The sequence below is a fragment of the Chromatiales bacterium 21-64-14 genome, from assembly GCA_002255365.1.
Classification (GTDB): Bacteria; Pseudomonadota; Gammaproteobacteria; order 21-64-14; family 21-64-14; genus 21-64-14.
The window spans coordinates 13,689-37,422 of sequence record NCBI01000010.1; the positions used below are offsets into that span (position 1 = coordinate 13,689).

Sequence of the window (23,734 nt, forward strand, 5' to 3'; positions counted from 1 at the left end):
CGCGTTTCGAACCCGTAGAATAGTGGCCGTGAGAACCCTCAACGTCGACCTGGGCACCCGCAGCTACCCGATCTACATCGGTAGTGGCCTATTGGACCGCGCGGAGGGGTTCGCGCGGCACATCCCGGGTCGGCGGGTCCTGGTGGTGACCAATGAAACCGTCGCGCCCCTTTATCTGGCGCGGCTCCAGGCGGCACTGGCGGCGTTCGAGAACGACGCAGTCGTGCTTCCGGACGGGGAGCAGTACAAGACCTTGGAGGTCTTGAACCGGATCTTCGATGCCCTGTTGGAACGCCGCCATGACCGTCAGACCACGCTGGTGGCGCTGGGCGGTGGCGTAGTGGGGGACATCACGGGTTTCGCCGCCGCCTGCTACCAGCGCGGCGTGCATTTCATTCAGGTGCCGACCACGTTGCTGGCCCAGGTGGATTCCTCGGTGGGGGGTAAAACCGGCGTGAACCACCCACTGGGTAAGAACATGATCGGGGCATTCCACCAGCCGCGCTGCGTGGTGGCGGATACCGATACCTTGGGGACCCTGGACGATCGGCAGTTTCGGGCGGGGATCGCGGAGGTGATCAAATACGGCTTGGTTCAGGACCGTGAGTTCTTCGAGTGGTTGGAGATCCACATGGAGGACTTGCTGGGTCGCAACGCGGAGGCGCTTGCCTTCGCGGTGGAACGTTCGTGCCGCGACAAGGCACAGGTGGTGGTGGCGGACGAACGGGAGGGCGGACAGCGGGCGTTGCTCAACTTGGGCCATACCTTCGGCCACGCCATCGAGACCGGCACCGGTTATGGGACTTGGCTCCATGGCGAAGCGGTCGCTGCCGGGATGTGCATGGCAGCGCAGCTCTCGGCGCGCCAGGGTTGGCTGTCCACCCAGGCGGTGGAACGGATCAAGGTCTTGCTGCAGCGTGCCCAGCTACCCACGGCGCCGCCGCCGGAATTCGATGCGCCGCGGTTCCGTGAGCTAATGGCCGTAGACAAAAAGGTGCGCGATGGGCAACTGCGTCTGGTGCTGTTGAAGGCCATCGGTCGTGCGGTGGTCACCGAACGCTTCGACGGGCTGGAACTCGACGCGGTACTCGCCGGGCCGGTGTCGACGGATCGCGCTTAGGCGCGATTTCCGTGACGGGCGGCCCCGATGCGGATCTATCTCCAGGTGCCCGCCGTCGATGATCATCCGCCGCGGTTCTACCATCTGATGTTGCAGCCGGACCTGTTGGACGGTTGGAACGTCATTCGCGAATGGGGTGTGCAGGGCGCCGCCGGGCGGGTACGGCGCGAGCACTACCCGAACCGCGAGCAGGCCCAGCAGGCCCTGCTGTCCGTGCGGGATCAACAGGTGCGGCGCGGATATCGGGTGGTATTCATGGAAGGGACGGCGTCGGTCTGATCCCCCGGTCGGCAGCGTCCCCGCTGGGGCATCACGGGGTCGGCTCTGCTATGCTGAGCGCAAAGCCGGAGGCTACTCGTCCATGAGGGCAGCGGGCATGGGGTCTGTGCAGACGGCAGGCGCTGCATCCATCGATCCAACCTATCTGGCGGTGCTGGGGTTGCGCCGCGCTCCGTTCGGTGCCGAGGACGGCCCGGAGTTCTTCTACAAGGACCCGGCGCTGCTGCAACGGCTCAATCTGCTTCGTCACCTGGTCCAGTCCACCGACTTCCTGATCGTGGTACGTGCCCCGGAAGGTGGGGGCAAGACCACGCTGTTGCAGCAACTGCGGACGCGGGCGGACGAGAGTTGGCGCCTGTGCTGGATCGACGGCGACTCCGCACGGTCCCCGGACGACCTGTTGTGCCGACTCGCGCAGGCATTCCAGGACCCGGCCAGCCCCGGGGACGGCGCCGTGCTCCGGGACACCCTGATCCGGATGCGCGGTCAGGGGTTGCTTCCGGTGGTGCTGGTGGATGATGCCCACCGGCTGTGCGGCGCGGTGTTGGCGGCGCTCGCGGATCTCGTGACCCCACATGGCGGGGAACGTCCGCCGGCGCGGGTGGTGCTGTTCGCTGAGCCGGGGATCCAAGAGGTCCTGGCGGGACTGGATCTCGCGCCGGAGGCGTGCAAGGCGGTACACGGGGAGGACCTTCCTGTGTTCAGCCAGGAGCAGACCGAGGCTTATCTCATGCACCGCCTCCTGGCGGCGGGTCTTTCCGGAGACAGTCCCTTCACGTCTAAGCAGGTCAAGCAGATACAACGACGTGCCGGCGGAATGCCGGGCCGGATCAACCAACAGGCCCATCAGATCCTGTTGGCGTCCTGCCCGGCCGCGGCGGGAGACCCGGCCCGTCACCGTGGCCCGACGTTTCTCCGGTTGGGGCCTGGGATCGCCTTCGCCGGGCTTGCCATGGTCCTTGCGGTGGGGTTGATCCTGTTGCAGAAACCGCTGGGGCGCTGGCTTTCGGAGCCCGCCCTGGAAGCCCCAGGTGCTGGGCGGCCACCGGTGGCGCTGCGCCGTACCGAAGAAGGCCCCCCACGACGGTTGGCCGCGGCTTCTCGGCCCGCCGTGTCGCCCCTGGCCCAGGCCGCTGGGGTGGCACCCCCATCGGCACCCCCATCGCTGCCCCTCATGGCCAAGGCGCCCCAGGGGTCGTCTGCTACGAAGGCGGCGGCTGGATCACCGCGATCGCCCGCCACCCCCAAGGCCGTTTCCTCCGTGGCCTTCTCCATTCCCCCGGTAGGCACATCCGGCGACCGGGGACACGACACGGCACCGCCGAGCGCGCCGCCAAAGACCCCCGTCTCCCGCGCGCCCGATAGCGTGGGGGACCACGGGGTAGTCACCGCGGCGGCGCCCAGCACCGCGACACCCTCACCATCGACCCAGAAAACGGTGCCGCCGGGGCCAGCGTTTAAGGCGAAGGTGATTCCTCCGACGTCCACCGCGCAGGCCCGTGGGACGCTATCCCCCAGGTCCGATCACACCGCGCCGATTCTGATTCGGGATGCGGCGTGGTTGTTGAACCAAGCCCCCGACCACTACACCGTACAGATCATCGTCCTGGGTCAGGAGGCCGCCCTGCGCCGGTTCGTCCACCGCCATCGCTGGCGTGCCGACGTCGCCTACTTCAAGACCCGGATCCCGAAAGGGGAGGCCTACGCCCTGGTGTACGGCACCTTTTCGTCCCGGCACGCGGCGCTCCACGCTGCTCAGGACCTGCCGAAGGCCGTGCGTCGCGATCACCCCTGGGTGAGACGTATGGCGTCGGTGCAGGCCGCCATCGCCATCGCCGGGGCCCGCCCCAACCCCAACCCCAACCCCAACCCCAACCCCAACCACTAGTTCCGTGCTTTCCCTTCACGGAGTGCCGGTACCCATGAGATTTTGGGTGGGTTGGCCGGGGGGTTGCGCGCGCTCCCTATAGAAGCGCCCCCGGCACCGTAAACGCCGCCTGGCAGGGTGGTTACAAGCGCCGAGAATCCTATGAAAACACGGGTTGAATCCCACCGTGTTTCGTTGAATGGGCCCATCCCCGGCGCTATACTCCCATACCCTTTTGCCTGCGGTGAGCGTTCCGCGTGGCGGTTTGGTTGTGGCCAGGCTTCGGGGAATACGGAACGTCCCGGTCGGCCCACAGTGACGGTGGGTGCCGGCGTCCGGGGGTTGAACCTGTTTGGATCTGGAGGCGTGAGACTGCAGCCGTGAGCACCCATCCCCCCCTCTCCGGGCTGTACCGGCCGTCCTTTGAGAAGGACAACTGCGGCTTCGGCCTGATTGCGCAGATGGATGGGAAGCCCAGCCACTGGCTGGTGCAGACCGCCATTGGTTCCCTGGCGCGGCTTACCCACCGTGGTGCCGTGGCGGCGGACGGCAAAAGCGGGGACGGTTGCGGCCTGTTGATGCGGTTGCCCACGGCGTTTCTGCGCGCGGTGGCCACCGAGGCTGGCCTCAGCTTGTCCGAGCGCTACGCGGTGGGGGTCGTGTTCCTCCACCCCGAGGCCGGCGTCGCCCAGGCGGCGCGCCGCCGACTGGGCGACGAACTGGCAGCCCAGGGGCTGGACGTCTCCGGCTGGCGGCCAGTACCCACGGATCCCGCGGCCTGCGGCGCCGAGGCCCTGAAGACCTTGCCGCGGGTGGAGCAGGTGTTCGTGAATGCGGCGCCGGGGCTGGACGAAGCGGTCCTGGAGCGTCAGCTCTTCATTGCCCGGCGGCGCGCGGAGAAGGCACGGGAGTCTGAGGATCCGGTTTTCTATGTACCGAGTCTCTCCGCGCGGGTGATCTCCTATAAGGGTCTGGTCCTGCCCGAGAACCTGCCGGTGTTCTATCCGGAATTGCGGGACCCGCGTCTGACTTCATCTCTGTGTGTATTCCATCAGCGCTTCTCCACCAACACTTGGCCTCAGTGGCGCTTGGCGCAGCCGTTCCGCTATCTTGCGCACAACGGCGAGATCAACACCATCCGCGGCAACCGCAACTGGTCCGTGGCACGTGCCTCCAAGTTCGAGACGCCGCTGATCCCCGACATGGACGCGTTGCGCCCGTGGGTGTCCGAATCGGGTTCGGATTCCTGCAGCCTGGACAACATGCTGGAGGTGCTGCTCGCAGGTGGCATGGACCTGTTCCGCGCCATGCGTCTGCTGATCCCGCCGGCATGGCAGAATGTGGAGACTATGGATCCGGATCTGCGGGCGTTCTACGAATATCATTCCATGCACATGGAGCCCTGGGATGGTCCCGCCGGCATCGTACTGACTGACGGGCGCTATGCCGCCTGCAGCATGGACCGCAATGGCCTGCGCCCGGCGCGCTATGTGGTAACCCGCGACCGGCATATTACCTTGGCCTCCGAGATCGGAGTCTATGACTATGCGCCAGCTGACGTGGTGCACAAGGGCCGCTTGATGCCCGGCCAGATGATCGCCGCGGATACCGACTCCGGTGAATTGCTGCTGCCGCGGGACATCGATGCGCGGCTCAAGGGCGGCAAGCCGTATAAACAGTGGCTCAGGCAGCATGCCCGACGCATCGAATCCACCCTGGAGGCCGAGGTTCTTACTAGCGCGCCGCTGGACGAGCGCGCCCTGGACTCGTGGCAGAAGCTGTTCCAGGTCAGCTTCGAGGAACGGGATCAGGTTATCCGTGTGCTCGCGGAAGCCGGCCAGGAAGCGGTGGGCTCCATGGGGGATGACACGCCGTTGCCGGCCTTGTCCCGCCAGGCCCGTTCGCTGTTTGACTATCTGCGCCAGCAGTTCGCGCAGGTCACCAACCCGCCCATCGATCCATTGCGCGAACAGATCGTGATGGCCCTGGAGACCTGCTTCGGGCGGGAACAGAACCTGTTTGAAGAGACGCCGGAGCACGCGAAGCGGCTGCTCGTAGATTCGCCGGTCCTGTCCGAGGACAAATTCCGCCAGTTGTTGGCCCAGGACGATCCTGAGTACTCCCATGCCCGTATCGAGCTGAACTACCCCCGCGCTCTGGGGCTGCGCGGTGCGATCGAGGCCCTGTGCGAGCAGGCCGTGGCCGCAGTGCGCGGCGGCCAGGTGCTGCTGGTGCTGTCGGACCGCGATATCGGTCCCGGCAAACTCCCCATCCACGCCCTGCTCGCTACCGGCGCGGTGCATCACCGGCTGATACGGGAAGGGTTGCGCTGCGATGCCAATCTGGTGGTGGAAACGGCCACTGCCCGTGACCCCCACCATTTCGCGTGTCTGATCGGCTACGGTGCCACGGCGGTGTATCCCTATCTCGCCTACGAGTGCCTTTATGACATGGTGCGCAGCGGCGAGTTGCGCGCCCATGATCCGTCCGCTCTCGGCCGCGCCTACCGCAAGGGCATCAACAAGGGCCTCTACAAGATCATCTCGAAGATGGGAATCTCCACGATCACTAGTTACCGTGGGGCGCAATTGTTCGAGATCGTCGGGCTCCACGACGAGGTGGTGGACCTGTGTTTCATGGGTACCGTCAGCCGGATCAGCGGCGCGAACTTCGAGGACCTGGAACGGGATCAAGCGCAGCTTGCCGAGCACGCATGGAATCCGCGCAAGGCCCTTGATCAGGGCGGCCTGCTTAAATTCATCTATGGCGGCGAATATCACGCCTACAACCCGGATGTTGTGCAGGCCCTGCATCGTGCGGTGCGCAGCGGCGAATTCCGCGATTATCAGGACTACGCTGCGTTGGTCAACGAGCGTCCGGTCACGGTGCTGAGGGATCTGTTCGCGCTGCGGGAGGATACCGACCCGGTGCCTGTTGATGAGGTCGAGGCGATCGAGGAGATCGTCAAGCGCTTCGACAGCGCCGGCATGTCCCTGGGGGCCTTGTCCCCGGAGGCCCACGAGACGCTGGCCGAGGCCATGAACCGTCTCGGTGGGCGTTCCAACTCCGGCGAGGGTGGTGAAGACCCGAAACGTTACCGGACCAACAAGACCTCCAAAATCAAACAAGTGGCCTCCGGGCGTTTCGGCCTGACGCCGGAGTATCTGGTCAATGCCGAGGTGTTGCAGATCAAGATCGCACAGGGGGCAAAACCCGGCGAAGGTGGTCAACTCCCCGCGCACAAGGTCGACGCGACTATCGCGCGTCTGCGCTATGCGAAACCCGGCATCGCGCTCATCTCGCCCCCGCCGCATCACGATATCTATTCCATTGAGGATCTGGCGCAGCTGATTTTCGATCTGAAACAGGTCAACCCCCAGGCTTTGGTGTCGGTCAAGCTGGTCTCCGAGGCCGGAGTCGGAACCGTAGCGGCGGGGGTTGCCAAGGCCTACGCTGACCTGATCACCATTGCGGGTTATGACGGTGGCACCGGCGCAAGTCCTCTGGCCTCGGTGAAATACGCAGGCACCCCTTGGGAACTCGGCCTCACCGAAACGCACCAGACCTTGCGTGCCAACGACCTGCGCGGCAGGGTGCGGGTGCAAACCGACGGCGGACTCAAGACCGGACTCGACGTGGTCAAGGCTGCGATCCTCGGGGCGGAAAGCTTCGGCTTCGGTACGGCGCCCATGATCGCCATGGGGTGCAAATACTTGCGCATCTGCCATCTCAACAACTGCGCGACCGGTGTGGCGACGCAGAACAACGTGCTGCGGATGAACCACTTCCACGGCAAGGTCGAGATGGTAATGAACTATTTCCGGTTCGTTGCCCGCGAAACCCGCGAATGGATGGCGCGGCTCGGCGTGCGCCGACTCACCGATCTCATAGGACGAACGGATTTGTTGGTCGCCTTGCCGCGGCAGACCGACAAGCAGCGGCGCCTGGATCTCGACCCAATCCTTTCCGACTATGGCGTCGCTCCGGATAAGCCCCAATTCTGTCAGGTGGCCCGCAACGAGCCTTTCGATAAGGGCGAGTTGGCCGAGCAGATGGTACTGGATACCCGGGACGCCATCGAACATAAGCGCGGTGGGGAGTTCCACTACCGGTTGCGGAACGACAACCGCTCCATCGGGGCGCGTCTGTCGGGCGAGATCGCGCAGCGCCACGGCAATCTGGGCATGGACGAGGCCCCGATTACGTTGCGCCTGACCGGTACCGCGGGCCAGAGCTTCGGAGTATGGAACGCCGGCGGCCTGCACCTCTATTTGGAGGGCGATGCCAACGACTACGTGGGCAAGGGCATGGCCGGGGGCAAGATCGTGATCTACCCGCCCCGGGACTGCGACCTCGCGAGCCAGGAAAACGTGATCGTGGGGAACACTTGTTTATACGGTGCTACGGGAGGCCGGTTGTTCGCCGCGGGCCTTGCGGGCGAGCGCTTCGCGGTGCGCAATTCCGGCGCGATCACCGTGGTGGAGGGTGTCGGTGACCACGCTTGCGAATACATGACGGGCGGCGTGGTTGCGGTGCTCGGGGCCTGCGGCCTCAACTTTGGTGCCGGCATGACGGGCGGGATCGCCTTTACATTGGATCTCCAAAACGTTTTCGTGGACCGCTACAACCATGAGTTGGTAGACATCCACCGTATCGATACCGAGAATATGGAGGCCCACCGCAACTACCTGCGTGCGCTGATCAGGGAATTCGTCGCCGAGACCGGCAGTGCATGGGGACGCAGAATTCTGGACGAGTTCTCGGATTTCGTGGGCCGATTCTGGCTCGTAAAACCTAAGGCCGTGGATCTGGCGACCATCCTGGATACCCTGCAACGTGCGGCATAGGGGCCGCCGCAGCGTTCCGGCGGGCACCGTGGTGCATGGCGCTCACGCACTAACCTGTGGGTCTTGATCGAGAATGGCTAACCTCCTCCAGTTCCTCGACCTTCCGCGCGGCATGCCGAAGAAGACCTCGGTGGAAGTCCGTATCCGGGATTGGCAGGAGATCTACGGCCAGTTCGACCCCGCATCGGCGGCCGGGCAGGCGGGACGCTGCTTGGCCTGTGGCAATCCCTATTGCGAATGGAAATGCCCGGTACACAACTATATTCCGAACTGGCTCAAGCTGATCCAGGAGGGCAACCTGTTCGAGGCCGCCGAACAGTGCCACCGGACCAATTCCCTGCCCGAGGTGTGCGGGCGGGTGTGCCCGCAGGATCGGCTTTGCGAGGGGGCCTGCACGCTCAACGACGGATTCGGCGCGGTGACCATCGGAGCGGTGGAGAAATACATCACCGATGAGGCCCTGCGCCAGGGCTGGCGTCCGGATCTATCGGGAGTTCGCGACACTGGAAAGCGCGTGGCGGTGGTGGGCGCGGGGCCCGCGGGCATCGGTTGCGCCGACGTGCTGGTGCGCAACGGGGTCAAGCCGGTGGTGTTCGACCGCTACCCGGAGATTGGTGGCCTGCTGACTTTCGGGATCCCCCCGTTCAAGCTGGAGAAGGAGGTGATCCGGGTCCGGCGCCGGGTGCTGGAAGAGATGGGCGTCGAGTTCGTGCTTGACACGGAGATCGGCCATGACATTCCGTTCCAGCGGCTGCTTGATGAATACGACGCAGTGTTCCTGGGGATGGGCACCTACACCTCCATGAAGGGCGGGTTCCCCGGCGAGGACCTCCCGGGCGTCTTCGAGGCCCTCCCGTATCTGATCGCCAATGCCAACCGGGTGCTGAAGCTGGAGCCCTCTGCCTCCGGTTTTATTGACATGGCACGACAGCGGGTCGTGGTACTGGGTGGTGGCGACACCGCCATGGATTGCAACCGCACTGCTGTTCGACAGGGTGCCAAGAGCGTGAGTTGTGTCTACCGCCGGGACGAAGAAAACATGCCGGGTTCGCGGCGTGAGGTGGCCAATGCCCGGGAGGAAGGGGTGCGGTTCCTGTTCAACCGCCAGCCTATCGAGGTGATAGGCGACACACGGGTGGAGGGCGTGAAGACCGTCACCACCCGCCTGGGTGAGCCGGACGAGCGCGGCCGGCGCCGTCCGGAACCCGTGCCCGGATCCGAGGAGGTGATCCCCGCCGACCGGGTGGTTATCGCCTTCGGCTTCCGCCCGAGTCCACCGCCCTGGTTTACCGACTTCGGAATCGGCCTGGATGCCGCCGGACGGGTGCAGGTAGGCGTGGACGGGCTATATCGCTACCAGACCAGCCATTCCAAGGTATTCGCGGGCGGCGACATGGTGCGTGGCTCGGACTTGGTGGTGACCGCCGTCTGGGAGGGCCGTCAGGCGGCGGACGGTATCGTCGATTACCTGGGTGTGTAGCCTGCGTTGAAATCGCGGCGGCAGCACGCCGTCGTGTCCGAATCTTGTCTTGACGCGCCGGCCCGCTGCGTCCGGTTCCTGGTGCCTCATGGGTATGACCGAACTGGAAAACGACCGTTTGTTGCGGGCCCTGTTGCGGGAGCCCGTGGATACCACGCCGGTGTGGATCATGCGCCAAGCGGGCCGCTATCTGCCGGAATACCGTGTGGTGCGCGAGCAGGCCGGCAGTTTCATGAAATTGTGCACCACCCCGGAGCTGGCATGCGAGGTGACGCTGCAGCCGGTGCGGCGTTTCCCGCTGGATGCTGCAATTCTATTCTCAGACATCCTCACGGTGCCCGATGCCATGGGACTGGGCCTGTATTTCGTGGACGGTGAAGGTCCGCGGTTCCGGCGACCGGTGCGCAGCGAACGCGACATCCGGTCCCTGGCGGTGCCAGACCCGGAGCTGGAGCTGCGCTACGTGCTGGATGCTGTGCGCTTGGCGCGCGCGGCGTTGCGGGGGACCGTGCCGCTGATCGGATTTTCCGGCAGCCCTTGGACCTTGGCTACCTACATGGTGGAGGGTGGAGCGAGCCGTGACTTCTCCCGTACCAAGGCGTTGTTGTTTGATCAACCCGCCGCGTTGCACCGGCTCCTGGAGGTGGTTACCCGCAGTGTCAGCGCTTACCTGCGCGCCCAGATCCAGGCAGGGGTCCAGGCGATCATGGTGTTCGATACCTGGGGCGGCGTGCTGTCCCCCGATACGTATCGGGCGTTTTCATTGGTCTACATGAAACGTATCGTGGACGAGTTGCCCCGTGAACACGCGGGACGGCGGGTCCCCGTGGTGCTGTTCACCAAAGGTGGCGGGCAGTGGCTGGAGGCCATGGCCTCCAGCGGCTGCGACGCCCTGGGACTGGACTGGACCACTGACCTGGGTGCCGCCCGCGCCCGGGTGGGGGGCCGGGTGGCGCTGCAGGGCAACCTGGATCCGGCGATGCTCTACGCCGGTCCAGAGCGGATTCGTGCCGGGGTGCAGGCGGTCCTGGAGGCGTATGGACCGGGGCCCGGACACGTGTTCAATCTGGGACACGGTATCCACGCGGACACGGATCCGGAACGGGTCGCGGTGCTGGTGGAGGCGGTTCATAATTTGGGGGTCGCTTACCACGGCGCCGGCGCATGACTGGGAGGGCTCGGGTGCTGTCTTGGATCCGGCGCGGCGGCCTACGCCTCAGTGAACACTTCCTCCCAGGGGAGCACCGGGTTCCCGCGGGTTTAAGGTCTCGTAGGTAAGCAGGACCCCCATGCGTATGTATTCCAGGATCTCCGTATAGGCAGTCTCGTCCTCATCCCGGGCGTCCGGCAACTCCGACTGGATCTTGACGATCTCGGTGACGTCGTGCAGAAATTCGCTGATTTCTCCCGCGAACTCGTCCAGTTTGGGACTGTCCGCCAAGCCGAGACCCGCCAGGAAGCCATCGCACCACTGGCCGAGGCATCGGGCGCGCGCCGCGATGGGCGCTTCGTCTCCGGGCAACAGCGGATGGAATGACAGGTCGCCGTCGGCGAATGCTTCCAGAGTTTGTTGATAAAGACCGGTCAAGGTTGCCTGCCCGGGCCCGGCGTCTGTAGGCCTACCCAAGGCCTGGATCAGCCACGCGCCGGGTGGGGTGGCGGCGCGTGCGCACAGCATCCCGCACAGCAGGCCATGGGCTTCCGCGGCGCCGGTGTCGGCGTCGGCCTGTTCCAGCGCGTCGTGGACCTCGTGGAAGTCCACGGGAACGGGCGGGCTCTCCATCAAAAATCCTCGATCCGGGCTTCGTAGGGGAACACCAACAACCGGTACAGCCGGCCGTCCAACTGGATATGGGTGCCTACCGGCCCGCCGATGGTGATGGCGTGATCCGGCCCCGTGGAGTGCCCGCCAAGTCCGAACCGTTGTGCCCGGATCAGATCCTGGAGCAGGGCGGCCAACTCGGCCGGAGCGACGGTGGCCGTGTTATCAACGATGCGGCAGGACCTTCCGGTCCCGGTCCGCCCCTCGACGATGCGTGCATCGGGCCGTTGGGGGTGGTCCCGGTGGAATCGGCTGAGGGGATCGTTGTTCATAGGACGGTTCGCCGGTGCCGCCGTGAGCGCGCGGTCCACTCGCCGCGACGCGGCTGCTAACCCCATGGTATCACTAAGAGAATTAGAACCCAAGCTGGGTTATCGCGGGCGTTGACCGGACTCGGCGTCGGCTCTATATTGGAGCTATGGCAAGCGAAAATCCCAACGACGTGGCGGAGGAAGAATTCCGCCGCCTGGAACTCCGGGTAGACGAACTGGTGCGGCTGTGCGAGCGTCTGAAAGCGGAGAATCAGGCGCTCAATGCGCGTCTCGACGTTTTGTCCCAGGAGCGCGCGCAATTGGTCCAGCGCAATGACTTGGCGCGCAGCCGTGTGGAATCCATGGTCACACGACTGCGAACCATGGAGCACGGTTGATGACTGAGAAGACCGCCGCCGTTTCGGTCCATCTCCTGGACAAGGAATACCTGGTGGCTTGTCCGGAAGACGAGCAGGACGGTTTGCTCACTAGTGCACGCTATCTCAGTGGGCGCATGAAGGAGATCCGGGACAGTGGGAAGGTGGTCGGCATGGACCGCATCGCCGTGATGGCGGCCCTTAATATCACCCACGAGTTGCTGCAGCAGCAGGCGCACCGCAATCACTATGGCCGCAACTTCGGGGTGCGGATCCGCGCGCTGCGGGATAAAGTGGAAGAGGCGCTCAATCACGGCCGGCAATTAGATCTGTAGTGGTGCATGTGTATTGATTTTCGGTTTGGCATCTCCTGCGGTGTTCGAGTAGGGACTGGGAAAATCCTTGACCCTAGAGTAACGCCCCGGGGGCAAAGTCGTCGGTGTTGTGTGCATGTCCGCCTCTGGCGGAAAGCCTGATACGCCGGCCGGTGTCCCCACCTGGACCCAATGGTTCAAGGGCGAAGGCCCCTTACGGCACAGGCGGGAGATGCTTTTAACCGGTTACTCGAGGACAGCGCCGTAGTTGTCCCGCGGTTCCTCGCACCGATTCGATAGGCACGGGATGCCCGTGCGGACTTCCGGTACAGGATTCAACTAACATGCTTATCTTTGAACGCTCCCGCCCGGGCAGGCTGAATCGTGCCCAGTTGCCGGTGGCGAGGGAATGTCAGGGTATTCCGGAACACCTGCGGCGGCGTCGGCGTGCCGTGTTGCCGGAGGTCTCGGAACTGGACGTGGTCCGTCATTACACGCGGCTGTCCCAGAAAAACTTCTCCATCGACACCCATTTCTATCCGTTGGGCTCCTGCACCATGAAGTACAACCCGCGGGGCGCCAACCGCCTCGCGATGCTCCCGGGCTTTTTGTGCCGTCATCCCGCCGCACATGAGTCCCTGAGCCAGGGCTTCATGGCCTGTCTGTACGACCTCCAGGAGATACTCCAGGACGTGACCGGCCTGCAGGGGGTGTCCCTGGCACCCATGGCCGGGGCCCAGGGGGAGTTCGCCGGGGTCGCCATGATCCGCGCCTACCACGACGCCCGCGGCGACGCCGCGCGTACCGAAATCCTGGTGCCGGACGCGGCCCACGGCACGAATCCCGCGTCCGCCGCCATGTGTGGTTACGCGGTCCGCGAGATTCCCACCGGGCGCAATGGCGACGTGGACCTCGAGGCCTTGAAGTCGGCAGTGGGGCCGCAGACCGCGGGCCTGATGCTGACCAATCCGTCCACCCTGGGAGTGTTCGAGCGCCATATCCAGGAGATCGCGCGCATCGTGCATGACGCCGGCGGACTCCTCTACTACGACGGCGCGAACCTCAACGCCATCCTGGGAAAGGTGCGTCCCGGGGATATGGGCTTTGACGTTATCCATATGAACCTGCACAAGACCTTTTCCACCCCCCACGGTGGCGGTGGTCCGGGCGCTGGTCCGGTGGGTGCGGGTGCGCGGCTGCTCCCGTTTCTACCGGTGCCCATGGTGGCGTGCGAACGCGGCGAGTACCGCTGGCTGACCGAGCAGGACCGGCCCCAGAGCATCGGCCGGCTTTCCGCCTTTGCGGGAAATGCGGGGGTATTGCTGCGCGCCTACGCCTATGCGCGGATGCTGGGACGCCGGGGCATGGAGAGGGTCGCGGAATTCTCCGTGCTCAACGCCAATTATCTTCAGGCGCGGCTGCGCGCCGGGGGATTCCAGCTTGCCTACCCGTCGCGGCGCGCGACCCATGAGTTCATTCTCACCCTGAAGCCGGAGGCACGGGAACTCGGTATGCGCGCGATGGACCTGGCCAAGCGGCTGCTGGACTACGGCTACCACGCGCCCACCACCTATTTCCCGTTGCTGGTGCCCGAGTGCTTGTTGATCGAACCCACGGAGACCGAATCCCGCGAGACCCTGGACGGATTCGTCGAGGCCATGGTGAAGATCCGCGCCGAGGCCCGGGAGAACCCGGAACGGGTCCGCGGGGCGCCTTATACCCTGCCGGTACGACGCCTGGATGACGTGCGGGCGGCGCGCGAACTGGATTTGGTGTGGCGGCCGGCCGCCGGGACGGTGACGCCGGACGGTGCCGGTACCACGCACGCGGCGGTGAACCAGGGAGAATAGGTGGCGCTTCCTTCCGGGTTACCCGCGGACCCGCGCTAACGTGCATGGCAGGTACTTGCCAAGGAATACGTTAGTAACCCGACGCTCAGAAGATCATTCCCTCAACCTTCTGTAGGAGGGCCACCAGGACAGGGTGATCGGCTAGGTGGCGAATGGGTGGGGAAGCACGCCACGGCTGCTTCCTTCAGTACCCATTAAAAACCCCAGCCGTTCAAATCAGCCGAAACCACGTCGAGTTCCGCCGCGGAAACCGCGGGACGCTCAGCAACGTCGCGTCTCGTCTGTACCCGTGGGTAGGGAATGCGGCCCCGCCCGGTGCATCCACGGGACGGGTTTTTGCGTGCCGCCGTCCCTCAGCCCGGGTGCGCCCTGCGCAAGGCCGGTTCCAGGTCCTCCAGGGAGGTTACCGGCGGGCCGCAGGCGGTGCCCGTGCATATGTAGGCGATGACCCCGTCCGCAGCCGGTGGTTGGCCCAGCACCCCCGCAGCGGTTTGGGCGTCCCCGGGGATTGCCAGGGTCATCCGGTGCGGCGCGTAGGGACCGGCGGCGTGTGCCCACCACTGCGGCAGGGCCTCGGCGGCTCCCCGCAGGACCACGACCTGGGGCGGACGGAGCGACTCATCCAAGGCGATGAGCAGGCTGATGTGGGCATAGGGGACCTGCTGGAGCGCTGGGTAGGCGGCCTTCAGGGTGCGTTCGGCGGCCTCCAGGTAGCGCGGTTCCGCCAGCAGGTGGCCGAGTCGGTTGAGGGCGTAGGCCGCGACTCCGTTTCCGGACGGCGTGGAGTCATCCCCCAGCGGCTTGGGCCGCTGAATGAGGGGTTCATGGTCGTTAGAGGTGAAGAAAAAGCCGCCGGTGTTCCGATCTTCGAAGCGCGCCAGCAGTGCCTCCGCCAAGTCCCGCGCGAAGGCCAGGTCCGCGTCGCACCAGCGCACCTGGAGCAATTCCAGGATCGCGTCCAGCAGGAAGGCGTAGTCGTCCAGGTAGGCGTTGAGGTGCGCACGGCCGTCCTTGTAGGTGGCCAGCAACCGGCCGTCCTGCCACAGGGTGGTGCGCAGAAATTCCAAGGCCCGTTCTGCGGAGCGGACCCACTCCGGGTCGCCCAGGTGCCGCGCGGCTATTGCCATGCCCTTGATCATGAGCGCGTTCCAACTGGTCAGAATTTTCTCGTCGCGGCCCGGGCGGACGCGCTCCGCGCGGATCGCGTGCAATTGCTCGCGGGCTGCGGCCAACAGGCGCGCGGCCTCGTCCTCGGGGATTCCTACAGCGCGTGCGGTGGCGGCCAAATCCCGGTGGACGTTCAGGTGCCAGCGCCCTTCGAAGTTGGGCGGCTGGTCCAGGCCGAAGCGCGCGGCGCATACCCGGTAGACTGGTTCGTCCAGTCGGGCCTGTAACGTGTCCCGGTCCCACACGTAGTAGCGTCCCTCCTCGCCTTCGGAGTCGGCATCCAACGTCGAGTAATAGCCGCCTTCCGGGGATTGCATCTCGCGCATCACCCACGCGGCGGTCTCCTGGGCCACGCGCTGAAACAAGGGCTCGCCGGTGGCGTGCCAGGCCTGGCTGTAGAGGGCCAGCAGCGGCCCGTTGTCGTACAGCATTTTTTCGAAATGGGGGATCATCCAGCGTTCATCCACCGAGTACCGGCAGAATCCCCCCCCGATCTGGTCGTAAAGGCCGCCACGGGCCATGTTCCGCAGGGTCGACGCCGCCATCTCCCGGGCACGGGTATCCTCGTGGCCGCTGTCCCGGGCATCGGCCCAGCGTCGTAACAGGTATTCGATGCTGGTGGGATGGGGGAATTTCGGGGCCGCGCCGAATCCGCCATAGCGTTCGTCGTAGCTGTGTTCGAGTTGCTGCCGTGCCACCGCGAGGGGCGCCGGGGTCAAGGTCGCTGAGTCCTGGGATGCGCCCGCGCCGGTGAGGGCCGTCAATGCGTCCCGCAGAGAATCGTTCTGCCTGCGGATCTCCTGCCGGTGCGTGGGATAGAACGCCGCGACTCGTTGCAGCAGGTCCTTGAAGCCCGGCAGACCGTGGCGCGGTTCCCCGGGGAAATAGGTGCCGGCGAAGAACGGGATCCGGTCATCGGGGGTGAGGAACACGGTGAGGGGCCAACCGCCGGGACGCTGGGTCAGCAGCTGGTGGGCGGTTTGATGGACCTTATCCAGGTCCGGACGCTCTTCCCGATCCACCTTGATGTTCACGAACAGCCGGTTCATCAACGCGGCAGTTTCCGAGTCCTCGAAAGACTCGTGGGCCATCACATGACACCAGTGGCAGGCGGAATAACCGATGGACAGCAGGATCGGCCGGTCTTCCTGCCGTGCCCGTTCCAACGCATCGGGGCCCCATGGGTACCACTCCACTGGGTTGTGGGCATGCTGTAGGAGGTAGGGGCTGGTCTCGTGGAGCAGGTGGTTAGCGGTAGATGTGCCGTGTGCTGTCGTCATGAGCCGATTTCCCGGGATTTCGCTTTTGGACCCCCCAATATACGGTTTCCCGCGTGGACTGTCTCGGCCCGGCGCGGCGTGCGCCTTTAAGGCGCAGGACCGGTTTGCTATGCTGGGCAGCGACTTGCCCGGCCCCCGTGCGCGCACGAGGATTGTCACTCCAGGGGTGTCGAGTTCCGGCCGGGCCCCGCACGGCCCCTGGGGCACCGGTTCCGTCATTCCGGTCCTTTGGTTCTTGCCCGGCACCTGCACCGTGGCCGGGTGACCGCTTGTGGTCCGCCGCTGCCGGCGCGCGCGGGCCGGGCCATGGCTGGCCATCGATCGCCGGCGAGACGTCAGTGGGGGAGGGGCAGATGACTCGGTCGGCGTTGCGCGACGGGCCGTGGGCATGGGTATTCCCGTTCCTGCGCTGGGCCCCCACGGTGAACCGGCGCACGCTCCGTCAAGACCTGTTGGCGGGGTTGACCAACGCCGTGGTGGTATTGCCCCAGGGCGTCGCCTTCGCGATGATCGCCGGGCTCCCTCCCGAGTACGGTCTCTATACCGCCATTATCACCCCCATAGTGGCGGCGCTGTTTGGTTCTTCCCAACACCTGATCTCGGGACCGACCACCGCGATCTCCATTGTCGTGTTCAGCACGGTAAGCCCGTTCGCCGAGCCGGGTACTGCCAGCTTCATCAGCTATGCCCTCACTCTGACCTTCATTGCCGGGGTGTTTCAGTTCGCCTTGGGTGTCGCGCGGCTCGGGGCGCTGGTCAATTTCGTGTCCCACTCGGTAGTGGTTGGTTTTACCGCCGGGGCGGCGATCCTCATCGCCACCAGCCAGTTCAAACATTACCTGGGCGTGGGCGTCCCCCCCGGGGAGTCGTTTCTCAACACCTGGATCGACCTGTGGGTCAAGGCCGGGCAGACGAATTTCTACGTCGTGGCGGTGGCCAGCATCACGTTGATTGCCGCGCTGCTGCTCCGGCGCTATCGCCCACGTTGGCCGGGCATGTTGCTGGCCATGGTAGTGGGTAGCATCGTGAGTTTGTTACTGGGCGGTGCGCAGCACGGGGTGCGCCTGGTGGGCTCGCTCCCCGCCCATCTGCCGCCCCTGGCCGCCCCGGACTTTTCTCTGGAGACTATCCGCCAACTGGCCCCTGGGGCGCTGGCGGTGTCCATGCTGGGCCTGATCGAGGCGGTGTCCATCGCCCGTGCCATCGCAACTCGTTCCCACCAGCGCATCGACGGCAACCAGGAGTTCATCGGCCAAGGGCTGTCGAACATGGTCGGAAGTTTCTTCTCCGCTTATGCCGGATCCGGCTCTTTTACGCGTTCCGGGATCAACTATCAGGCCGGGGCCCAGACACCCATGGCGGCGATTTTCGCGGCCCTGTGCCTGGCCCTGATCCTGCTGCTGGTTGCCCCTCTGACCGCGTATCTGCCAATCCCGTCCATGGCCGGGATCATTCTGCTGGTGGCCTACAACCTGATCGATTTTCACCAGATCAAAGGCATCTTGAAGACCAGTCGCGCGGACGCCGCGGTACTCGTCACCACATTCCTGTCCACCCTGTTCGTGGAACTCGAATTCGCCATCTACGTGGGCGTGATCCTTTCGCTGGTGTTGTACCTGAATCGCACGGCGCACCCGCGGGTGGTGGCGCGGGTCCCTGATCCGAGCTTGCCCAAGCGCCGGTTCGTGACCAGCGACCGGCTCCCGGCGTGTCCGCAGCTGCGTATGGTCCGGATCGACGGCTCGCTGTTCTTCGGGGCGGTGGACCATGTACAGCAGTCCCTCCATAAGATGCAGGAGGCGAACCCGCAACAACGTCATGTGCTGTTGATCTGCCATGGGGTCAACTTCGTGGATGTGGCCGGGGCTGAGATGCTCGCCCAGGAGACCCAGCGCGCCCGGGCAACCGGCGGTGACCTGTATCTCTGCGGGTTGAAGAAGGGCGTGCGTGACCCCTTGGAGCGGGGCGGCTACCTGCAGTTGATCGGTGCCGACCACGTGTTCGACTCCAAGGTGGACGCCATTGCGGGGATCTTCCCGCGGCTGGACGCGTTGCGCTGTGCGGCGTGCGACAAACGGATCTTCCGCGAATGCCAGACGCTCGACCGGAGTGCCCTGCCGGTGCCGGCATCCGATGCGGCGATCGCCGATCCCGTGATCAGTCGGTGAGGACCTCCCAACCGCGCCGATGCGCGGCTCGGGCGAGTCCCGGCGCCGGGTTGACCGCCACCGGGTGCGCCACCGCTTCCAGCAGCGGCAGGTCATGGCGGGAGTCCGCGTAGGCGGTGGCGTCGGCCAGGGCCAGGCCCAGCTGTTCTGCAAGGCACGACGCCAGGGCCAGTTTCTCGCGGCCGAACGGGTGGCGTTCCGGCGGTTGTGGCATGAAGCGCCCGTGGCGCTGGGCGCAGATCGTGGCGCACCAGTGGGAGATACCCAGGTGGTTGGCCAGCGGCCCGGCGATGAGGTCCAGGGTCCCGGTCAGCAGGATCGGGATGTCCCCGTCGCGCTGATGGCGGCGGAGACGTTCGAGCATCGCGGGACGCAGTCTGCTGATCAGGAAATTGCGCACGAAGGCGGCGGCCACGGGAACCAACAGCGCGGCGTCCAACCCGGAGAGATACGCCTTGTCCTTTCTCCAGACGTGACGGCCGTAACGTCCGGAGTAGCGCCACAGAAAGCCGGCGGCGGCCCACCCCTGGCGCGGGCCGAGGATGCGGTTGCGCAACAGGTGGAGGATGAACAGCTGCTCGGAGCTGGGCCCTGCGAGCAGGGTGCCGTCTAGATCCAGTAGCGCCAATCGCACCGCTACCACTCCTGGGACACGGTTTGGGACCGTGACAGTTGGGGGATCATCCATGCGAACTGCGCCACCACCGGCAATCTGCGCGCGCGGGAGAGTCGTACCGCCAAATTTTACCAAGCCGTGTCCGGCGGTGCGCTGAATGGGCCCCCTAACGTGCAACACCACATTAGGCCATGGTTGGATCAGGAACCGCCAGCCGAAGGCAATCGTCTTAGGTACCGGGGCGGGAACTTGGCTGTGGTGATCAGGTAGACCGCGGATCTCCGGGCGCTCGACGGTCACGGATGGCGTTTAGTATACGGGAGTGGGTCGTTACTCGGAAAATTGCGCGCACGGTGTTGCTGGGTCGCCGCGCAGGGATTATGCTGGGCCGGTCGTAACCGGTCCTAATCCACCGCGGCGTAGCGTATCCTGTCCTTATGGAACACGCTGCGCCGCTGGAATGTCGCATGAGTGTGCCTGCACTGTCCATGGAGACTGGCCTCCCTGCCTTGCGCCTGAAATCCCACGAAGAGCGTCGGCTGCGTGCCGGGCACCTATGGGTCTTCAGTAATGAGGTCGATGTCGTGCAGACGCCGCTGACGGACTTTTCCCCTGGGCAGGCCGTGGAGCTGCAAGCCCACAATGGGAAGCCGCTCGGCACCGGGTACGTCAACCCGCACTCGCTGATTTGCGCCCGGCTGGTGAGCCGTGACGCCCACCACCCCCTGGACCGATCCTTGCTGGTGCATCGGCTAAAGGTGGCGTTGTCGCTGCGCGAACGCTTGTATCCATCGCCGCACTATCGTCTCGTTCATGGCGAGGCCGACGGCCTGCCCGGCCTGGTGGTGGACCGCTACGGCCAGATTCTGGTGGCGCAGTTCTCAACCGCCGGCATCGAACGGATGAGGGAAGACGTAGTGACCGCCTTATGCAAGGTGCTCGCTCCGCAGGGGATCCTGTTGCGCAACGACAGTCCGATCCGCGCATTGGAGGGCTTGGAATCCTATGTGGAGGTGGCGCACGGCGCGGTTCCGGACGCGGTTATCCTGGAGGAGAACGGGTGCCGCTTCCGGGTGCCCCTACAGGAGGGCCAGAAGACCGGTTGGTACTACGACCAACGCGATAACCGGCGCCGGGCTGTAGAATATGTGGCCGGGCGCCGCGTTTTGGACCTGTTCAGTTACCTCGGCGGCTGGGGTATCCAGGCGGCGGTCCATGGTGCGGAGCACGTGCGTTGCGTGGAGGCCTCGTCCAAGGCATCGGACCAGATCGCGGAGAACGCGGCACTGAACGGCGTCGTAGACCGGGTGGAGACCGTGCCTGGGGATGTCTTCGATACGCTCAAGGCGCTGCGTGAGGAACGCGAGCGATTCGACGTGGTGGTGGTGGATCCGCCGGCATTCATCAAACGAAAACGTGATCTCAAGGCGGGTCTGGAGGCGTATCATCGGCTCAATCGGATGGCCATGCAGGTCCTTGCCCAGGACGGCATATTGGTCTCCTGCTCGTGTTCCTATCACATGGGTCGCGATGAGCTGCGGGACGTCTTGCTGCAGTCCGCCCGTCACCTGGATCGCAGTCTGCAGTTGCTCGCCCAGGGCTCCCAATCGTCGGACCATCCCGTGCATCCGGCGATCCCCGAGACCGGTTACCTGAAGGCGTTGTTCGCCCGGGTTCTGCCGGCGGGTTTCTAATCCATGAACGATCGTTTCCTGTGAACCGGCGCGCGTACAGGTAAATGGCATGCTGACCTATCCTGACATCAATCCCATAGCCCTTAGCCTCGGTCCGCTGAAGATCCGTTGGTACGGCCTCATGTACCTGGTCGGATTCGCCGCCGCCTGGTGGCTGGCACTGCGGCGTGCGGCGCGGCCCGATTCCGGGTGGGACCGGGACCAAGTGGCGGACGTGATGTTCTACGGGTTCCTCGGCGTGATCCTGGGCGGACGGATCGGTTATATGCTGTTCTACGACCTCCCAGGTTTCCTGGCCCATCCGACAGTGATCCTCAAGATCTGGCAGGGTGGAATGTCGTTCCACGGCGGGCTGCTAGGGGTATTGGCCGGCATGTGGTGGTTCGGGCGGCGTTACCACAAGCGCCTCTTCGAGGTGGCGGACTTCGTCGCACCCCTGGTGCCGATTGGGCTTGGTGCCGGGCGTATCGGAAACTTCATCAACGGGGAATTGTGGGGTCGTGCATCCAACCTGCCGTGGGCGATGAAGCTCTCCTGCAACCGCTTCCCCGAGTATCTGTGCCGCGTACCCCGTCAACCTTCCCAACTCTACGAGGCGTTTCTGGAAGGCGTGGTACTGTTTACGATCCTCTGGCTGTTTTCCCGCAGGCCTCGCCCCACCATGGCGGTATCCGGGTTGTTCCTGCTATGCTACGGGACGTTCCGTTTCGCCGTGGAATTCGTGCGTCAGCCCGACCCGCAGCTCGGGTTCGTGGCCTTCGGCTGGCTTACCATGGGCCAGGTTCTGTCGTTCCCCATGGCGCTGATCGGCTTGGCGTTGCTCTGGTACGCATACCGAAATCGCGCGCCCGGCGCGGCCTGACTGTTCTGATCAGAACCGGATCCCGAGCCCGGCACGGTGTTCGTAGACGGGAAGACACTGCAATATGCAACCGTATCTCGATCTCATGCGCCATGTGCTGGAAACCGGCGTTCGCAAAGGCGACCGCACCGGCACCGGAACCCTCAGCATCTTCGGCTACCAGTTGCGCTTCGACCTCGCCCGTGGCTTTCCGGCGGTAACCACCAAGAAGTTGCACCTGAAGTCCATCCTCTACGAACTGCTGTGGTTTCTGCGCGGCGATACCAATATCGGCTATCTGCGCGAGCACGGGGTGAGCATCTGGGATGAGTGGGCGGACGAGCGCGGGGAACTGGGACCGGTCTACGGTAGCCAGTGGCGCTCGTGGCCGGCGCCCGACGGACGGCGTATCGACCAGATGCGGGCGGTGGTGGATGAGATCCGCACCAACCCGGATTCGCGGCGCTTGCTGGTGAGCGCCTGGAACGTGGGCGAGCTGGAACGCATGGCGCTGCCGCCCTGTCACGTGCTTTTCCAATTCTACGTCTCCGAGGGCCGGCTGTCCTGCCAACTCTATCAGCGCAGTGCGGACATTTTTCTTGGGCTGCCGTTCAACATCGCTTCCTACGCGCTACTGACGCTGATGGTGGCCCAGGTGTGCGATCTGCAGCCGGGCGAATTCATTCATACGCTGGGCGACGCGCACCTCTACCTCAACCACATGGATCAGGCGCGGACGCAACTGAACCGCAAATCGTATCCGTTACCCAGAATGTGCCTGAACCCCGCGGTTCGGGATCTGTTCGGCTTCCGATATGAGGACTTCGAGCTCGTGGATTATCGGTGCCACGGGCCGATCAAGGCCCCGGTCGCAGTGTGATGCCGGGCGCGTGTCTCATTGCCCGGCCCCAGGTTTGACCGCGGCGTCGTATCCATGATCCTTGCACTGGTAGTCGCCATGGCGGAGAACCGGGTGATCGGCGTAGGGCAGCGGCTGCCCTGGCATTTGCCCGCAGACTTGAGGCATTTCAAGGCGGTCACTCTGGGTAAAACGGTGATCATGGGGCGGCGTACCTATGCGTCGATCGGTCGCCCGCTGCCGGGACGGCGTAACATCGTGGTTAGCCGAGATCCATCCCGCTTGGCGCCGGGCTGTATCGTGGCCGGCTCCCTGGAAGACGCCTTGACCGCGGCGCAGGGTGAGGAGGTGATGGTGATCGGCGGTGCACAGCTCTACCGGGAGGCACTGCCGCGGGCACAGAGGATCCATCTAACCCTCGTGCATGCCATGGTGGAGGGTGACACTTGGTTTCCGGACTTGGCACCGGGCGCTTGGCGCGAGACCGGGCGCGAGGAGCATCCAGCGGATCCACACAATCCCCACCCGATGACGTTTTTGGTGCTGGAACGCACCGGGGCCGCCTCCGATGTTACTTGAACCGGGTCCGGCGGACCCGTACCATCCCATGGGACGGACGCTGGTTACCGCGCACGGCGATTCACGATTGCGCGTTCTGGAGGTGGCTCATGGAGAAGAACGTTGGTAATGTCGACAAGATTGTCCGCGTTGTGGTCGGTTTGGGACTACTCTCCCTGCTGTTCTTTCTGAAGGGCAACGCCCGTTACTGGGGGCTGGTGGGATTGATTCCGCTGGGCACCGCGGCCACCGGGTGGTGCCCGGGCTGGTCGATTCTGGGGATCAACACCTGTCCGGTGAAGGGCCGGGAACGACCCTGAATTGCCGCGCGGTCAGCCTTTCAG

At 64.9% G+C, this 23,734-nt stretch carries 19 protein-coding genes and 1 other RNA gene; 16 read left to right on the top strand and 4 right to left on the bottom strand.

What is annotated here, in order from left to right:
* Nucleotides 1-28 precede the first annotated feature (28 nt).
* The 6 genes from B7Z66_06940 (at nucleotide 29) to B7Z66_06965 (ending at nucleotide 10,761) form a co-directional block, all read left to right on the top strand.
* Nucleotides 29-1,120 carry a 3-dehydroquinate synthase gene (locus B7Z66_06940; protein OYV76859.1) on the top strand — a complete coding sequence of 364 codons (1,092 nt, stop codon included), beginning with the start codon at nucleotides 29-31 and terminating at the stop codon, nucleotides 1,118-1,120.
* 27 nt (nucleotides 1,121-1,147) lie between these two features.
* Entirely contained in the window at nucleotides 1,148-1,399 is a 252-nt protein-coding gene (locus B7Z66_06945; GenBank protein ID OYV76810.1) for a hypothetical protein, read from the top strand.
* A gap of 82 nt (nucleotides 1,400-1,481) precedes the next feature.
* Nucleotides 1,482-3,287, top strand: a complete 1,806-nt coding sequence (locus B7Z66_06950) for a hypothetical protein (protein ID OYV76811.1) — start codon at nucleotides 1,482-1,484, stop codon at nucleotides 3,285-3,287.
* A 359-nt stretch (nucleotides 3,288-3,646) separates the two neighbouring features.
* The gene (locus tag B7Z66_06955) at nucleotides 3,647-8,113 is read left to right on the top strand and encodes a glutamate synthase large subunit (GenBank protein OYV76812.1); all 4,467 of its coding nucleotides are present in this window, start codon (nucleotides 3,647-3,649) and stop codon (nucleotides 8,111-8,113) included.
* A gap of 73 nt (nucleotides 8,114-8,186) precedes the next feature.
* Nucleotides 8,187-9,593: a glutamate synthase small subunit gene (locus B7Z66_06960; protein ID OYV76813.1), complete on the top strand. Its 1,407-nt coding sequence runs from the start codon at nucleotides 8,187-8,189 to the stop codon at nucleotides 9,591-9,593.
* Nucleotides 9,594-9,687: 94 nt separating this feature from the next.
* Nucleotides 9,688-10,761, top strand: a complete 1,074-nt coding sequence (locus B7Z66_06965) for a uroporphyrinogen decarboxylase (protein OYV76860.1) — start codon at nucleotides 9,688-9,690, stop codon at nucleotides 10,759-10,761.
* 48 nt (nucleotides 10,762-10,809) lie between these two features.
* Here B7Z66_06965 and B7Z66_06970 read toward each other — a convergent pair whose 3' ends face one another.
* On the bottom strand, nucleotides 10,810-11,376 hold the full coding sequence (locus B7Z66_06970) for a hypothetical protein (protein ID OYV76814.1): 567 nt from the start codon (nucleotides 11,374-11,376) through the stop codon (nucleotides 10,810-10,812).
* Nucleotides 11,376-11,687, bottom strand: coding sequence for a hypothetical protein (locus B7Z66_06975; GenBank protein OYV76815.1), 312 nt, complete (start codon nucleotides 11,685-11,687; stop codon nucleotides 11,376-11,378). Before B7Z66_06975 ends, B7Z66_06970 begins: the two co-directional genes overlap by 1 nt.
* Before the next feature lie 146 nt (nucleotides 11,688-11,833).
* Between B7Z66_06975 and B7Z66_06980 the strand changes: the two genes are divergently transcribed.
* The 4 genes from B7Z66_06980 to B7Z66_06995 all read left to right on the top strand — a co-directional run bounded on the left by B7Z66_06980 (nucleotide 11,834) and on the right by B7Z66_06995 (nucleotide 14,207).
* The gene (locus tag B7Z66_06980) at nucleotides 11,834-12,064 is read left to right on the top strand and encodes a TIGR02449 family protein (protein ID OYV76816.1); all 231 of its coding nucleotides are present in this window, start codon (nucleotides 11,834-11,836) and stop codon (nucleotides 12,062-12,064) included.
* The gene (locus B7Z66_06985) at nucleotides 12,064-12,378 is read left to right on the top strand and encodes a cell division protein ZapA (GenBank protein OYV76817.1); all 315 of its coding nucleotides are present in this window, start codon (nucleotides 12,064-12,066) and stop codon (nucleotides 12,376-12,378) included. Before B7Z66_06980 ends, B7Z66_06985 begins: the two co-directional genes overlap by 1 nt.
* A gap of 29 nt (nucleotides 12,379-12,407) precedes the next feature.
* A non-coding RNA gene (gene ssrS, locus B7Z66_06990) (6S RNA) lies at nucleotides 12,408-12,593 on the top strand.
* Nucleotides 12,594-12,701: 108 nt separating this feature from the next.
* Complete coding sequence (locus B7Z66_06995; protein ID OYV76818.1) at nucleotides 12,702-14,207, top strand: glycine dehydrogenase (aminomethyl-transferring); 1,506 nt, start codon at nucleotides 12,702-12,704, stop codon at nucleotides 14,205-14,207.
* A 353-nt stretch (nucleotides 14,208-14,560) separates the two neighbouring features.
* On the opposite strand, the gene B7Z66_07000 is transcribed toward B7Z66_06995, so the two are convergent.
* The gene (locus tag B7Z66_07000) at nucleotides 14,561-16,654 is read right to left on the bottom strand and encodes a thioredoxin domain-containing protein (protein ID OYV76819.1); all 2,094 of its coding nucleotides are present in this window, start codon (nucleotides 16,652-16,654) and stop codon (nucleotides 14,561-14,563) included.
* A gap of 353 nt (nucleotides 16,655-17,007) precedes the next feature.
* On the opposite strand from B7Z66_07000, the gene B7Z66_07005 reads away from it, so the two are divergent.
* On the top strand, nucleotides 17,008-18,822 hold the full coding sequence (locus tag B7Z66_07005; GenBank protein ID OYV76820.1) for a sodium-independent anion transporter: 1,815 nt from the start codon (nucleotides 17,008-17,010) through the stop codon (nucleotides 18,820-18,822).
* On the opposite strand, the gene B7Z66_07010 is transcribed toward B7Z66_07005, so the two are convergent.
* On the bottom strand, nucleotides 18,812-19,510 hold the full coding sequence (locus B7Z66_07010; protein OYV76821.1) for a hypothetical protein: 699 nt from the start codon (nucleotides 19,508-19,510) through the stop codon (nucleotides 18,812-18,814). The genes B7Z66_07005 and B7Z66_07010 overlap by 11 nt on opposite strands.
* A 416-nt stretch (nucleotides 19,511-19,926) precedes the next feature.
* Between B7Z66_07010 and B7Z66_07015 the strand changes: the two genes are divergently transcribed.
* From B7Z66_07015 to B7Z66_07035, 5 genes are all read left to right on the top strand, one after another.
* Nucleotides 19,927-21,132, top strand: coding sequence for an rRNA large subunit methyltransferase I (locus B7Z66_07015; protein ID OYV76861.1), 1,206 nt, complete (start codon nucleotides 19,927-19,929; stop codon nucleotides 21,130-21,132).
* A gap of 49 nt (nucleotides 21,133-21,181) precedes the next feature.
* The gene (locus B7Z66_07020; GenBank protein ID OYV76822.1) at nucleotides 21,182-21,994 is read left to right on the top strand and encodes a prolipoprotein diacylglyceryl transferase; all 813 of its coding nucleotides are present in this window, start codon (nucleotides 21,182-21,184) and stop codon (nucleotides 21,992-21,994) included.
* A gap of 64 nt (nucleotides 21,995-22,058) precedes the next feature.
* Nucleotides 22,059-22,853, top strand: a complete 795-nt coding sequence (locus B7Z66_07025) for a thymidylate synthase (GenBank protein OYV76823.1) — start codon at nucleotides 22,059-22,061, stop codon at nucleotides 22,851-22,853.
* Nucleotides 22,854-22,907: 54 nt separating this feature from the next.
* Nucleotides 22,908-23,411 carry a dihydrofolate reductase gene (locus B7Z66_07030; protein ID OYV76824.1) on the top strand — a complete coding sequence of 168 codons (504 nt, stop codon included), beginning with the start codon at nucleotides 22,908-22,910 and terminating at the stop codon, nucleotides 23,409-23,411.
* Nucleotides 23,412-23,500: 89 nt separating this feature from the next.
* Nucleotides 23,501-23,710 carry a hypothetical protein gene (locus B7Z66_07035; protein ID OYV76825.1) on the top strand — a complete coding sequence of 70 codons (210 nt, stop codon included), beginning with the start codon at nucleotides 23,501-23,503 and terminating at the stop codon, nucleotides 23,708-23,710.
* Nucleotides 23,711-23,734 lie beyond the last annotated feature (24 nt).

Bases quoted from the DNA above. Each gene is read 5' to 3' on its own strand.
- B7Z66_06945 (OYV76810.1), top strand. From the start codon at position 1,148: ATGCGGATCTATCTCCAGGTGCCCGCCGTCGATGATCATCCGCCGCGG.
- B7Z66_06950 (OYV76811.1), top strand. From the start codon at position 1,482: ATGAGGGCAGCGGGCATGGGGTCTGTGCAGACGGCAGGCGCTGCATCC.
- B7Z66_06960 (OYV76813.1), top strand. From the start codon at position 8,187: ATGGCTAACCTCCTCCAGTTCCTCGACCTTCCGCGCGGCATGCCGAAG.
- B7Z66_06965 (OYV76860.1), top strand. From the start codon at position 9,688: ATGACCGAACTGGAAAACGACCGTTTGTTGCGGGCCCTGTTGCGGGAG.
- B7Z66_06970 (OYV76814.1), bottom strand. From the start codon at position 11,376: ATGGAGAGCCCGCCCGTTCCCGTGGACTTCCACGAGGTCCACGACGCG.
- B7Z66_06975 (OYV76815.1), bottom strand. From the start codon at position 11,687: ATGAACAACGATCCCCTCAGCCGATTCCACCGGGACCACCCCCAACGG.
- B7Z66_06980 (OYV76816.1), top strand. From the start codon at position 11,834: ATGGCAAGCGAAAATCCCAACGACGTGGCGGAGGAAGAATTCCGCCGC.
- B7Z66_06985 (OYV76817.1), top strand. From the start codon at position 12,064: ATGACTGAGAAGACCGCCGCCGTTTCGGTCCATCTCCTGGACAAGGAA.
- B7Z66_06995 (OYV76818.1), top strand. From the start codon at position 12,702: ATGCTTATCTTTGAACGCTCCCGCCCGGGCAGGCTGAATCGTGCCCAG.
- B7Z66_07000 (OYV76819.1), bottom strand. From the start codon at position 16,654: ATGACGACAGCACACGGCACATCTACCGCTAACCACCTGCTCCACGAG.
- B7Z66_07005 (OYV76820.1), top strand. From the start codon at position 17,008: ATGACTCGGTCGGCGTTGCGCGACGGGCCGTGGGCATGGGTATTCCCG.
- B7Z66_07010 (OYV76821.1), bottom strand. From the start codon at position 19,510: ATGGATGATCCCCCAACTGTCACGGTCCCAAACCGTGTCCCAGGAGTG.
- B7Z66_07015 (OYV76861.1), top strand. From the start codon at position 19,927: ATGGAGACTGGCCTCCCTGCCTTGCGCCTGAAATCCCACGAAGAGCGT.
- B7Z66_07020 (OYV76822.1), top strand. From the start codon at position 21,182: ATGCTGACCTATCCTGACATCAATCCCATAGCCCTTAGCCTCGGTCCG.
- B7Z66_07025 (OYV76823.1), top strand. From the start codon at position 22,059: ATGCAACCGTATCTCGATCTCATGCGCCATGTGCTGGAAACCGGCGTT.
- B7Z66_07030 (OYV76824.1), top strand. From the start codon at position 22,908: ATGATCCTTGCACTGGTAGTCGCCATGGCGGAGAACCGGGTGATCGGC.
- B7Z66_07035 (OYV76825.1), top strand. From the start codon at position 23,501: ATGGAGAAGAACGTTGGTAATGTCGACAAGATTGTCCGCGTTGTGGTC.